The organism is Hymenobacter convexus (genome assembly GCF_030580955.1).
GTDB lineage: Bacteria > Bacteroidota > Bacteroidia > Cytophagales > Hymenobacteraceae > Hymenobacter.
In genome coordinates this window covers 588,485-601,483 of sequence record NZ_JAUQON010000001.1, presented here as the reverse complement: position 1 = coordinate 601,483, position 12,999 = coordinate 588,485, and the positions used below count along the sequence as shown (strand labels likewise).

Annotated in this window: 9 protein-coding genes; 5 read left to right on the top strand and 4 right to left on the bottom strand. The window is 57.7% G+C overall.

All coding sequences use genetic code 11. From position 1 onward, the window contains the following. Window positions 1–24 precede the first annotated feature (24 nt). Complete coding sequence (locus Q4S41_RS02325) at window positions 25–1,695, bottom strand: glycosyl hydrolase (RefSeq protein ID WP_305029518.1); 1,671 nt, start codon at window positions 1,693–1,695, stop codon at window positions 25–27. Between the two features lie 220 nt (window positions 1,696–1,915). Further along, a complete protein-coding gene (locus Q4S41_RS02320; protein WP_305029517.1) occupies window positions 1,916–3,748 on the bottom strand; it encodes a sodium:solute symporter family protein in 1,833 nt (610 codons plus the stop codon). 266 nt (window positions 3,749–4,014) lie between these two features. On the opposite strand from Q4S41_RS02320, the gene Q4S41_RS02315 reads away from it, so the two are divergent. From Q4S41_RS02315 to Q4S41_RS02305, 3 genes are all read left to right on the top strand, one after another. Further along, complete coding sequence (locus tag Q4S41_RS02315; RefSeq protein WP_305029516.1) at window positions 4,015–4,890, top strand: helix-turn-helix domain-containing protein; 876 nt, start codon at window positions 4,015–4,017, stop codon at window positions 4,888–4,890. A 505-nt stretch (window positions 4,891–5,395) separates the two neighbouring features. Next, a complete protein-coding gene (locus tag Q4S41_RS02310) occupies window positions 5,396–7,057 on the top strand; it encodes a glycosyl hydrolase (RefSeq protein WP_305029515.1) in 1,662 nt (553 codons plus the stop codon). Between the two features lie 26 nt (window positions 7,058–7,083). Beyond that, window positions 7,084–9,705 carry an SGNH/GDSL hydrolase family protein gene (locus Q4S41_RS02305; protein WP_305029514.1) on the top strand — a complete coding sequence of 874 codons (2,622 nt, stop codon included), beginning with the start codon at window positions 7,084–7,086 and terminating at the stop codon, window positions 9,703–9,705. A gap of 127 nt (window positions 9,706–9,832) precedes the next feature. On the opposite strand, the gene Q4S41_RS02300 is transcribed toward Q4S41_RS02305, so the two are convergent. After that, a complete protein-coding gene (locus tag Q4S41_RS02300; RefSeq protein WP_305029513.1) occupies window positions 9,833–11,167 on the bottom strand; it encodes a phage integrase SAM-like domain-containing protein in 1,335 nt (444 codons plus the stop codon). Window positions 11,168–11,179: 12 nt separating this feature from the next. Then, window positions 11,180–11,722, bottom strand: coding sequence for a hypothetical protein (locus Q4S41_RS02295; protein WP_305029512.1), 543 nt, complete (start codon window positions 11,720–11,722; stop codon window positions 11,180–11,182). 319 nt (window positions 11,723–12,041) lie between these two features. Between Q4S41_RS02295 and Q4S41_RS02290 the strand changes: the two genes are divergently transcribed. Together Q4S41_RS02290 and Q4S41_RS02285 are read left to right on the top strand one after the other, a co-directional pair. Further along, the gene (locus Q4S41_RS02290; protein WP_305029511.1) at window positions 12,042–12,362 is read left to right on the top strand and encodes a helix-turn-helix domain-containing protein; all 321 of its coding nucleotides are present in this window, start codon (window positions 12,042–12,044) and stop codon (window positions 12,360–12,362) included. 98 nt (window positions 12,363–12,460) lie between these two features. Further along, complete coding sequence (locus Q4S41_RS02285; RefSeq protein ID WP_305029510.1) at window positions 12,461–12,973, top strand: hypothetical protein; 513 nt, start codon at window positions 12,461–12,463, stop codon at window positions 12,971–12,973. The last annotated feature ends 26 nt before the right edge of the window (window positions 12,974–12,999 follow it).

Here is a 12,999-nt window from a genome sequence, read left to right as displayed (position 1 = left end):
TGGTAACGGAAGGGTGGAAGAAGGCTATTGCTTGATGAATTTGATGGTTTGTGCCGCGCCCTGGTACTGCGCGCGGAGCAGGTACAGGCCGGCCGGTAAATCGGCTGTGGGTAGGGTTTGAATGGCTTGGCGCACCGTATAAGCACTTACTTTTTGCCCGGTGTTGTTGAGCACTGTGAGCTGCGTACCCACCGGCCAATCGGCACCCAGCGCGACGGTCAGCGTACCGGCGGCAGGGTTGGGATACGCTTGCAGGCTGCCGGCGGCTTTGGCCGAAGCGGCGGACGTTACCAGGCTGCCGTAAGCCTCCAGCTCGCGGATGGAATAGCCGTAGACCGTGCCCCGGGCTGTGCCCAGCACTTTCACGTAGCGGCCGGTCACGTTCAGGTTGGGGTAGTTGGTGTGCAGGTCGGTATTGTTCGTGATGGTCACGGCCGTAGTCCAGTTCACGTTATCCGGGGATACCTGAATCTGGTAATCGCGCCCGTAGGCGTTTTCCCACACGATGCTGAAGCGGTTGAGGCGGTAGCTCGCGCCCAAGTCCACCACGATGTTTTGCGGGTCAGCATACACCGACGACCAGCGGGTGGTGCGGTCGCCGTCGACGGCCAGCGCGGCCACGTTGCCCTGCCCCGCTTCGGTGGACGAAACCGTCACCGGCTTGTTCAGGCATAGGTTGCCGGCCGAAGGGTTGGGAACGCCCCAGCCCGGCATCTCGTCGCGGGTCAGCACGTTGGTAGCGGTGTAGAGCAAGAATAAGTTGGCCGAGCTGTTCTGCGAGAACACGAGGTCGGCCCAGCCCAGGAAGTACGTCCACTGCGGTTGGGCGCGCAGGGCGGCGGCGGTGGGCAGTACGCCGGTTTCACCGATGGCAATGGGCTTGCCAGCAGCCACGCCCAGCATGGCGTTGTATTTGGCCTGCGTCAGCCCGTCGCCGTTGTAGAAATCCAGCGAAGCCACGTCAAAGTAGCTGGTGCCGGGGCTATAGGAATTCACGTCGCTCGGCAGCGTGGGGAAATCCTGGATGTTCCAGACCCAGACGATGTTGGTCAGGCCGCGCGTGACCTGCAGGTAGTCGTGGGTAATCTGGTAGAGCTTGGCCGAGCCCGTGGGCCCCGGTCGGCCGCCCCACCAAAAGGCCGCCTGGTTGGTTTCGTGCAAGGGGCGGAAGGCCACTTCCACGCCCCGGCTTTGCAGGTACTGAAAGTAGGGCACCAGCTCGTCAAGCCAAGCTTTCCAGCGGTTGTTGAGCACGGTACCGTTAGTCGTCAAATCAGCCCAATCAGCGTTCGACATCGTGCTCATTACCCCACTGCTAAAGGTGCAAGGCGACACGTTTTGCGCCGGATTGCAGGCGTGCCAGGTCAGCGTCACCATCGCGCCGCGCTGCCACTGCTTCTCGGCTTCATAAATCATCTGCCAGCGGTCGGCGTAGTTGCTGAACAGGAAATCCCCGCCCCACAGGCCGGCCACTTTGCCAGTCACGAACTCTAGCTGGTCGGTGTAGTAGGTAGGCGAATTTAGCGGCTCCTTGTTATGAATGCCGCCGATGGTGGACGTCCCGCGAATGCTGTAGAGGTAGTTGAGCGAAGTGAAAGGCGTCTGCGCCGCCGCTGCTCCGGGCAGCAACAGGGCCAGGCCCGTTGCCAGCCGCCGGCTGCTTGTCTTGAAGAAGTTGCGTAGGAGAGCGGACATAATGGGTGGGATTGGAATGGAGCAAAGCGTCTTCAAATTTCGCCGGGTAGGCAGGCGGGACGGTAATGCTTTTTTACCGTTGTGTGGTACTGATTTGGCGGGGCGAAACCTCACCCCCGGCACCTCTCCCGCGGAGAGGGGTGCCACGGCGGCGCAGACGTCAGCCTTCCCTGGGAATCATCAGGCTCCCCTCTCCTGAGGAGGGGGGCCAGGGGTGAGGTTAGTCGTCCCCCAGCCGCTCCCACCACGTCTTTTTCAGTATCGAGCCCACAATCACCAGAATCACCACCGTCACGAGCAGCGGCAGGTGCTGCGAGAGCAGCAGGTACATGGGCAGGATGGTGAGGCAGAGCTGCGCGATGATGCCCAGCACGATGTTGAACATATTGCGCCCAAAGTTGCGGTTAGGCTGGAAGGCTGGGTCCTCGGCCTGCACGGCAGCCAGTACCGGGCCCCAGAAGCCCCAGGGCCGCACCGTTTTGTAGAAGGTGTGCAGCACGGCCGGCTCGGTGGGCGGAGCCAGGTAGGTACCGATGACGGAGCCAGCCAGCGAGATGCCAAACAGCAGCGGAAACCAGTACAGCAGGTTGCCGGCCGGAATCAGCAGCCCGAAAATCATGGCCGCCACGATGCCCGTGAGCATGCCCACGAAAAAGCCCGTGGCGTTGAAGCGCCACCAGTGCCATTTCAGCACGTTGGAAGCCACGTACCCGCCGTAGAGCGCCGACACGATGAACTGCAGCACCGTGTTCACGTCTTTGGCAATGAAGCCCAGGGCTACGCCCACGGCCACCACTACCACGCCTACCAGGTAATTCATCGAGATGATGCGGCTGGTACTGGCGCGCGGGTTGATGTACTTGAGGTAGATGTCGTTGACCACGTAGGCCTGGGCCGCATTCACCGTGCCGCTGAAGGTGCCCATGAAGGCTCCGAGCAAGCCGGTGAGCACCAGTCCCATCAGCCCGACGGGCAGGAAGTTGTTAATAGTGAGCGGCAGGATGCGCTCGAAATCGATGGTACCATCGGGCGCTTTCAGGTTCATCTGCTGGTAGTAGAGCAGGCCCAGGATGGTGAGACCGATGATGAGCGAGTAGCGAATGGGCAGTAGGATGATGGACACGAAACCGCTCATCTTGCTCGCGTCTTCGGGCGAGCGGGTGCTCAGGATTTTCTGCATGTCGTAGTTCGGCGCGGGGCCGGCCAGCGAGGCAAACACGCCCTTGAAGGCCATCATCATGAAAAACACGCCGAACAGCGAGTAGCCGTCGCTGGCAATCTTGCTGTTCACTTCCGGGATGATGCGCTGCCAGTCGAGCCCGAGCCGCCAGCCGAAGAAGGGGTTGAACCAGCCCTCGGGCACGGCCAGCGGTTTGCCTTGCAAATTGACGTAGGCGATAACGGCAATGGCCACGCAGGCCACCGTCATGATGGCGTACTTGATGATGTCGCCGAGCACGATGCTGTGCATGCCGCCCACGATGGAATAAAACATCGCAAAGAGCGTGAACACAATGCCGTACACGTGCGGCACGTACTGCGGCGCCACGGCGAACGGCACGTAGCCTTTCACCAAATCCCATGGGATGAAAATCTCCATGAATTTGCCCAGCCCCACGAAGCCGTAGGCCAAAAATCCCAGGCAGCTCAGCAGCGCAAACGCGATAACGACTTGGTGCGAGGCCCACACCCCCGGCCCCTTCTGCCCGAAGCGCGTGGCCAGCCACTCGGCCCCGGTGCCGGCCCCCGAGCGGCGCAGCCAGCGCGAAAGGTACATCATCAGAAACACCTGGTTGAACACCGGCCACAGCCACGGAATCCAGATGGATTTCATGCCATACACGAAGCATAAGCTTACCATCCACATCGTGCCGCTGATGTCGAACATGTCGGAAGCGTCGCTCAGGCCCAGCTTGTACCAGGGCAGCGTGCGCCCGCCCAGCATATAGCTGTCCTTGTCGAGGCTGGCCTTTTTACGGTAGTAGAGGCCGATGAACACCGTGGCCAGCAGGTAGGCCGCGATGATGAGCAAATCGAGTAAGTGAAGCCGCATGGTGCGCTGGGTGGGATGGGCCATTGCCGCCGGCGAACCAAGCGGCAAATGGCCATAAGCGAGGGAATGAACTACTGGCAAAATTATCCGCAGTGGCGGCGGCCTGAGTAATGCTTTTTTATCATTCTCTTGCCCGTTCGGCACCAGCAGCAGTTTCAATGGCGGCTTTTTGTGGCTTCTGTGTTTTGAAACGCTATTTTCGTTTTGCTATTCCGGCACAAGCTACAGATACTATCTTACCCAAAATCCACCCATCCGGCGCCGTCATGCAGCAAAATATCATGCGGGAGATTACCCCGCTCACGCAGAACGATTGTTTTATGCTCTTCTCGCGGGTGAAAAAGGAGTTCTCCTTCCCGCTGCACTGCCACGAGGAATTTGAGTTGAACCTGATTCTGAATGCGCCCGGCGCCAAGCGCATCGTAGGCGACCACGTCGAAGTCATCGAGGACCTGGAACTGGTGCTCATCGGCTCGAATTTGAACCACGCCTGGTTCACGCACCAGTGCGTGAGCGAGGAGATTCAGGAGTTGACCATCCAGTTTCACAAAGACTTGCTGGACGAGAAGTTCCTGCGCCGCAACCAGCTCAGCTTCATCCAGAAAATGCTGGAAAACGCCCAGCGCGGCATCCTCTTTTCCCGGGAAGCCACCACCCAAATCCGCGACCGGATTCTAGGTCTTGAGCACAAAGTCGGCTTCGACTCGGTGCTGGAGCTGCTGTCCATTTTGCACGACTTATCCACCTCACGCAACATGCGCGTGCTCTCCGATTCGTCCTTCACCGCCGAGCGCCCGCAAGCTAATAGCCGCCGCATCGAAAAGGTGTTCGAGTACCTCAACACCTACTACAGTCGCCCCATCACGCTGGCCGAGGTGGCCAAAATCGCCAATATGCCGGAGGTGTCGTTCAGCCGCTTCATCAAGAAGCGCACCGGCACCACTTTCATCGATAGCCTCAACGAAATCCGCCTGGGTCACGCGTCCCGCATGCTCATCGACACCACCCACAGCGTGGCCGAAATCGCCTACAAATGCGGCTTCAACAACATCTCCAACTTCAACCGCATTTTCAAGAAGCGCAAGAAGTGCACGCCTAAGGAATTCCGGCTGAGCTTCTCCGGGACGCGGCTATTTATCTGATGTTTGCTTGAGGGAAGGCAGGTTTGAACGTCATGCCGAGCGCAGCCAAAGCATCTCGCGTGTAGCAGCAATTCAATCGTTCAACGATACGAGCGAGATGCCTCGGCTGCGCTCGGCATGACGTTCAAACCTGCTAAAACCAGTGCGTTACTCCATTATTATTTCCAGATTTTATCCTTCTCTGATTCTATTTTAACCAACTGCTTGCCCGGCTGATTTTTCTGTTTTCCTTAGTACCGGTACTTCCCAATGTCCTTCCGCTGCGACAGCTGTCAGCGGGCTGTCAACACGGAAGCAACCGAAGATTTTGGAGTTGCCAGCGCTCCACCCTGAGGGCATTGCCCGCCGCCGCTTCGCTGCTCTTTGACGAGCAGCCACTTTGGTTCTGAATGCCTTTTGCCTCGTCTTCGACAGGGCCGAAAGCCCTTGCTCTCCGCCGCCGGCCTCGTCCGGAAAGGCGAATGATTCCGCACGCTCATCATTCACCAAATCCCACCCTGCTGTTATGAAAAACTTTACGCGTCTACTGCCCGTGTGCGCCAGCTTGTTATGCAGTTCGGCCGCTATGGCCCAAACCAGTTACAAGAGCCTCAATTACCTCTACGGCATCTCGGGCACTAAAACGGCTTCTGGCATGCACAACCGCGAACCCAACTCGGCCCCCGCCACTTGGACCAACCAGATAAACGCCACCACCGGCAAGTACCCCGCGCTGTGGAGCGGCGACTTCCTGTTTGCCAGCGCCGACGTGGCCAACCGCCAAACGATGATTAACGAGGCCAAAGCCCAATGGGCGGCGGGCGCGCTTGTGAACATCATGTTTCACGCCTGCCCGCCCACCCAGGCCGAACCCTGCGCCTGGGAAGGCGGCGTAAAAAGCAGCCTCACCAACGCACAGTGGACCGAGCTGATTACCAACGGCACCACGCTCAACAACAACTGGAAGGCCCGGCTCGACGTGATTGCCGGCTACCTGCAGGACCTCAAGAATAATGGCGTGGAAGTATACTTCCGGCCGCTGCACGAAATGAACCAGGGCATTTTCTGGTGGGCCGGGCGACCGGGCAGTAACGGCACGGCTAGGCTGTTTCAGATTACCCGCGACTACCTGCGCAACACCAAAGGCCTTACTAACCTTATCTGGGTGTGGGACTTGCAGGATTTCAGCAGCCTCTCGTCGGACCTGACGAACTACAACCCGGGCAGCAGCTACTGGGACATCCTAGCCATGGACATGTACTACTCCGACGGGCAGGGCTACACCAGCGCCAAATACAACGCCATGGTGAACGCGGCAGGCGGCAAGCCTATTGCCATCGGCGAGTGCGAAGTGCTGCCGTCGCCGTCGCTGCTGGCGTCGCAGCCGAAATGGGGCTTCTTCATGGGCTGGTCGGAGTTGGTGTACAACTCCAACTCCACAGCCAATATCCAGAATACCTTCTGGGCCAGCAACGTGGTGGTGCGAGACGAGATGCCGGGTTGGAACGCCCCCAACATCGCCTACCAACGCCCCGTCACCGTCACGTCTACCTATAACAGCACCAATACCGCCGCCAAAGCAGTGGATGCCAACGGCACCACCCGCTGGGAAAGCGCCTACGCCAACAACCAATCCATCTACGTGGACCTGGGCGCGACCTACAACATCAACCGGGTGCGCCTGGCCTGGGAGGCCGCCTACGCGCAGGACTACCAGGTACAGGTATCCACGAACGGCACTACCTGGACCACCATCAAGGACGTGTGGGGCAAAACCTCCGCCGCCGCTGATGACCACGCCGGCCTGAACGCCAGTGCCCGCTACGTGAAGGTGTACTGCATCAACCGGGCCACCACCTACGGATTCTCGCTGTACGAATTCGAGGTATATGGCACGGCTACCGGCGCCCGCACCGCGTTGGCATCTAACGACACAAAAGCTGCGCTGACGGGTGAAGTAACCGCGTTTCCCAACCCGGCCAGCAGCCAAGTAACCGTGCAATTGGGCCAATACGGCGCGTCTGGCAGCCAGCTCATTCTCCGCAACGGCCAAGGCCAAACGCTGTTCAGCGAACCGGTGCAAGGTGCCGAGCGCACGATTGATTTAACCAACTACCCGGCTGGCCTTTATCTGCTCACGCTGTCGAATGATTCGGGCCGAGTGACGCGCAAAATCACCAAAGAATAGGGCTCGGCCTGCATCACTGAATAGACATGAAAAAGCTTCTATTTCTCGCCATCAGCCTGATGTTGGTGGGCCCAACGCGGGCGCAGACGGTACGCTCCATTCTGGCCGATTTCGGTCCCAACGACGGCACGAACGGCAACATCACGCCCAGCCCGGACAGGAACGGCAACTACTGGAACAACGTCTTGAACCTGACCGGCGTAGCCGATACCTTTCGGCTGGTGGACAAGTTGAACCAGCCCACCGGCGTCAAGCTGAAGGTGGGGGCCAACTTCCAGACCAACGGCATCCTCAACGGCGGGCTGCTGGCCCCAAGCGCCGCTTTGCTGGGCGAATACGCCATCGCCACGGCCACGCAGGACTACTTCTTCCTGCAAACAGCCGCCACGCTCCGCATCAGCGGCCTCGACCGCAGCAAGCGCTACGTGTTCCACCTCTTCGGCAGTCGCGAGCTATCCACCGAAGTGCGGACCACCCAATACCGCTTCACGGCCAGCAATGTATCGAGTGTGAGTTTGACCACCAGCGGCCCCAACGTAGGCGCCAATGGCTACGCGGGCAACAACAATACCCTGGCCCACTCGGACACGCTCACGGCCGATGCCAACGGTGTTATCAGCCTGGAAGTGAGCCGTACAGCCGGCACTTACGCCTTTCTTAATCTCATGCGGCTCGATATCGTCACCGGCCGCAGCACCCCGGCCGTCAACTACACCTTCCAGAACCCGGGTTTCGAGCTGGGCAATCTGAACTTCTGGACGACGGTGGCGCAAGGCACCGGCGCCGCGGCCAGCATCAACGCCACCACGCGCCACGCCGGCAGCTACGCGGCCCAGCTCACGGGCGGTAGTCTGGGGCTGGAGCAGCAAATTAGCTACCGCAACACCACGGGTGCCACCAACTACAAGCTGAGCGGCTACTTCTACAATCCCGCAGCCAGCGCGTTACGTGGCAGCCAGGCCGCGCACCTGGAACTGCTGTACTTCAATAGCAGTGGGGCATTGCTCAGTCGGTTCATGTCGGATTCGCTGGTCGCCACATCAGCCACGAACGTTTGGACGAAGCTGGAAGCAGTGGGTGTTATTCCGGCGGGCACGGCTTTCGTGAAAGGCAAGGCCATGTGGCGCAACGCCGCCGGCGCGGCCGGCAGCGTGTATTTCGATGACCTGCTGCTCGAAAACTACGTGCCCCAGAACCCACTCAAGCTGGTGTACATGGGCTCATCGGTGCCTTTTGGTCAGGGCGCAACCAACAATTACGGCTACACGGCCATGTACTCGGCGCTGCTGGCCCAGCGGGCCACGGCCGGCACCGGCCAGCCCTGGGTCACGGCCAATATCAGCGTGCCCGGTAACAATACGGTGGACGTGCTCAACCGCTTCGATGCCGACCTGCTGCCGCAGGGTAGCAAGTACGTGGTGTTTGCGCTAGCCCTCGGCAACGAAGGCATTCTCACCGGCGGCCAGCCCATTTTCAACCAGTTCCGCACCAACCTGATTCAGCTCATTCAGCGGGCGCGGGCCAATGGGATGGTCCCCGTCATCACCAACGGCTACACCCGCAACGACTACGGCCCCACCGAATACGCCTACACCCGCCAGATGAATGCGCTGATTCACGGCTGGAACGTGCCCAGCGTGAACCTGCTCGGGGCTGTAGACGACGGCGCCGGCCGCTGGGCCCCCAGCTACTGGACCGATGCGCTCCACCCCAATGACCGGGGACACGCCGAAATGACCCGCACGCTCGTGCCTTCCCTATTCGATGCGCTGCACGCCAACAAGCCGCAGCCCACCCGGCGCGCTAGCAACGGCGTCACGCTCGCCAATACCACCACCGCGCCTGCCAGCCTCATTCGGCTGGTTCCCGAAGACGTGGTGCACCCTTTCACGACGGCTGTCCGCTTCAAAACCAGTACGACCGGCCAGCTGGTTGAAATCCGGGACAGTGCGGGGCTGGCCGCCGGCACCCTACGCGTCAGCCCCTCTGGTGTGGTGGTGTACCAATCAGCCAAAGGCCGCACCATCACGGGCACCGTGCCCGTCGCCAACAACCGCTGGCACAAGCTGGTGCTCACCCACTACTACGCCCGCGGCGCCACCATGCTCTACGTCGATAGCGTGCGGGAGGGCGCCGTATCAGAGCGCCTGCGCCCTACCCGATTCGACTTCGGGGGCATCACGTCGCCGGCCCGCGTACAGTACCGCGACCTGTTCTTCTACCGTTCGGGCATGAATCAAGATGAGGTGCTAGCCATGGCCGCCGATTCGTTGCTGAAATCAAGCCTGGAAATCTATGCTCCTCTGGATGCCCGCCGTGTAGCTACCACCGATTCGTTAGCCAACCTGGCCCAAAGCCTGAACACGCTGGCACGGGTTAGCAGCCCGTTGGCCACGCGCGCAGGTCTGCTCTCAGACCAAATTAGCCTGTACCCCTCTCCTGCTGCCGGTGATGTCCGCATCGCGGCCCCGCAGGACTTACAGGCAACCACGGTGACAGTGTATGACTTGACCGGTCGTGCAGTGCTCACCATGCAGCCCAACAATGGTCGTTTTAACGTGGCTTCACTGCCGACCGGCCTGTACTCTGTTGCGCTTACTATGCATGGCCAGGTTATTTATAAACGCTTGATAAAATCAACCTTATAGCCGATACGCTTGCTTTGCATAAAACCTAAAAAACGGAACCGGCCAGCCGCGAAGTGGTGGGAAAACGGAAGGGCTGGCCGGGGATGTTTTTATAAGAATCTCAAAGCGTATTATTGATTAAGTTATATTATTTGGTAAGCGTCTGTTTGGACGACCTTGCGAGGGGCAATTGCTTAGAAACCGTGATAGGAACCGTTGAAGGAAGCACGCGCTCCCAAGCCTGGAGCAGTTGCGGACCGTAGCGCTCCAGCGTATCGTAGCCATACACGCTGTCTGAAACGTGGCCTAGCGCAATTTCCTTTAGAGTTTGGTCGCCTTCGCCGCCGAGTACAAGCATGTCGGCACCGGTGTGACGGGCGGTGTGCGTACTCAAGGCCTTATAAACAGGTATCACCTCCTCGGTGCGCACCTTACCAGAAAAACCTACATCAACAAATTCGCGATTAAGGCGCGATATGCGTCCCAGCTTTTTGAGCCGAATGTTACGCTCTTTTTGGCTGACTAATGGTAATTGACCGCCGTATCGCTGCCAGATGACAGCTGCTGCCGGAGGCAATGGAATCAGTACCGGCTCGCCGGTTTTATTCTGGTAGAGTTCTACGCACAGCGTTGGGCCGTAGCCAGGCAACTCTCGTGGGCTGACGTGGTGAGGCCGCAGCCCTCGCAGGTCCGTATCGCGTAGCAATAGAAACATCTGGAATAGGAACACATCACGCTCAGCGTCCACCTGTCCCTCAACAGATGCGTCCATTAGTGCCCGCACTTCGCTCACACGCAATGAGAGCGCCCGGCCATAGCGTACCGTGAGCTTTCCCATCCACGAAGGAATGGCTTGGTTCACCATGCGCAGGCAGTCTTTGAAAAACTTGTAATGCCGCAGCACGGTCGAGTCGCGCAGGCCCTGCCCGTACAGCCAAGCCGTGTACTTTGCCAATTGCTCGCGGGTGAGTGTAGCCAGCCGCAATTTAGGGTCAAACTCGGCCAAGGCGCTCACGACCTGATTGGTTCCGCGCAGATAGCTCTCGCTGAGCAGGCCTCGGTTCTCGGCCTGCCACCGCTCGGCAAATGCGGCCCATGTAGCGGTGGGCGTGAGAGGTGCTGGACCTGTCACCTCAGGTTTCGTCGCTTCTTTGCGACGCTGGCTGCCCGCGCCTACACTACGCACCGCCTCCTCTATTTCAGCTTGGGTAACATCGGCCTCCGCCCTACCCGCGCCATCGGCCGACGTGAATACGCCTTGCACGGCGGCAAGCAAGCGTGATAGGCGCAAATTGAGTTGATTAGCGTTGTCAGCGGCTGTGGCAATTCGCTTGCTTTTGGTAGGCTGCCAATGCGCCGGCAGCACCTTTACACCGGTGGGCATTTTCCAACGATTACCACCAGACCAATGCAAGTCCCCGAAAACATTAGCCCGACCGGCTTTATCAGGTCGGTCCAGTCGCTGGCGAAAAATCAACTCCATTTCGAATTATGGTTACTTTTTATCAATATTTTTTTTTCGAATCGGACTTATTAAAGGCTCGTTGTTTCTGCCTTCCCTTTTTGTGAAAACCCTTGAAATGGATTGATTAAACGCTTCTAGGACTTCTTCACTTATCCTGACTCCGCTGTGGGGACTTGTGAGTTCTTTCATCAGAAACGCCATAGATGCCATGCCGTCACGCAGTTCGTTGAATTCTTTCAACTGCACATACATGTCTTTTTGGTCCGTTGGTGGCTCACTAACAGATAGAGCACGTGAAGCCGCTTCTTTAGGACTCATCGGAGCAGGACTTATTTCCTGACCAACATCAAGCATTTTTCCAGTTCCAAACACCAACCATTCCATCCTTACTTGTGGATAAGTTGTTAGCACTTTTTTAAACACTTTAAATGACGGGTCTCCTTTGCGGCCAGCTAGAAGTTCTTGAGCGCCTTGAGGCGAAATGCCCACTTTCCGAGCAAAAGATGCTTTCACCCCACTTTCGAAAGTCTCGACTATCATATTAAGGCGCTCATTTATAGTCTCTTGCTCCATATTATTAAAAATTTATCCGCATTTGTTTAACCACTCTTGTTGGCGCTAGCCAAATAGCTCTCTATATTTGTAGTACAACAAGCAAGTATGTAACAAATATAGACAAATGCGTTCAAAACCAACTATCAGTAGCCTTCTTTCTCAAGGCGATTTAAGTATCATTGCCGCAAAGCTCAATCTTTCGCCTAGTGCTGTAAGCGCTGCGTTGCGTCGTGGAAATGCGGGCCACCCTGCAGTTCGAGCAGCTATATCCCTTGCCGAAGCGAGCGGAGCTCTAGCGGCTGCTCAAGCATTGGCGGCCCTCAATTGTGACTGAGCCATGGTGCGCATTGACCTTCCGTCTGCCACGATTCAATTCGAGGACGCTGCTGCTACACTGCGGCTGCTAGAACACGAGCAGTCTGCCCGCTTGGCTGCTGAGGCCGAGCAGATGGCATTATCTGCCGTCTACTGCTTATCTGGAGCACCTGACCCTGAGTTGCCTTATGGTGGGCTCCTCACACGACGTCTGCGCATCTCCGAGCGCACGGCTTACGACTTGGTACGCGAAGGCAAGATTCGCTACACCTGTGCAGGCAAAAAGAACTACCGCGTAAGCGAAATGGCCGTGCGGGAGTTTCTAGGCGATACGCCGACTTAAACATCTCATTTCCGGGCTTTAGGCTACCGTTGGAAAATCCAATGTGGCCACGCCTTTGCCCAAATTTTCCATAACCACTTTCTTCATTTTTCCTCTTTATGCCCCTAATTCAATTCACATTCACCAACGTTGCTGCTACTCCATTAGCGGATAACTTCTTTGTTTTAGAAGAGGCTTTCACTTTAAGTGAGGTAGAGAAATTAAAAAGTCTTTATCCAGAAAAAATGCCCCAGTTAGAAGCCTTAGTTTCTCTGGCTGAAGGTTCTGAGCCTGATTTAACTTGCAGTACCAGCCAAAAGGAAACTGCGAAACGCTTTGCCAAAGCTGACTCGGAGTTCAACCTCTTTCTTGACGAGGGTCAGGTTAAAAGCAAGGATTGGCACCAATCCTCTATCCTTAAAGTGCGCGCCCTCTTCTGTGATGACGACGGTTCTCACGACTGGATTAAGCACCCTTTTAAGGCAGCTTCGGTGATATACGCCGTGCTCACATTAAATACTGGGCATCCTTACAATCCGGTGACCTTCTCAGTGGCCGATGAGCAGGATGGCGGAGAAATGCCATCAGTAGCTGCCATAAGCAATACTGCTAGTCCGAAAGTCGCTGCATAGCCCTATCAAGCAAACAGGAAACGACA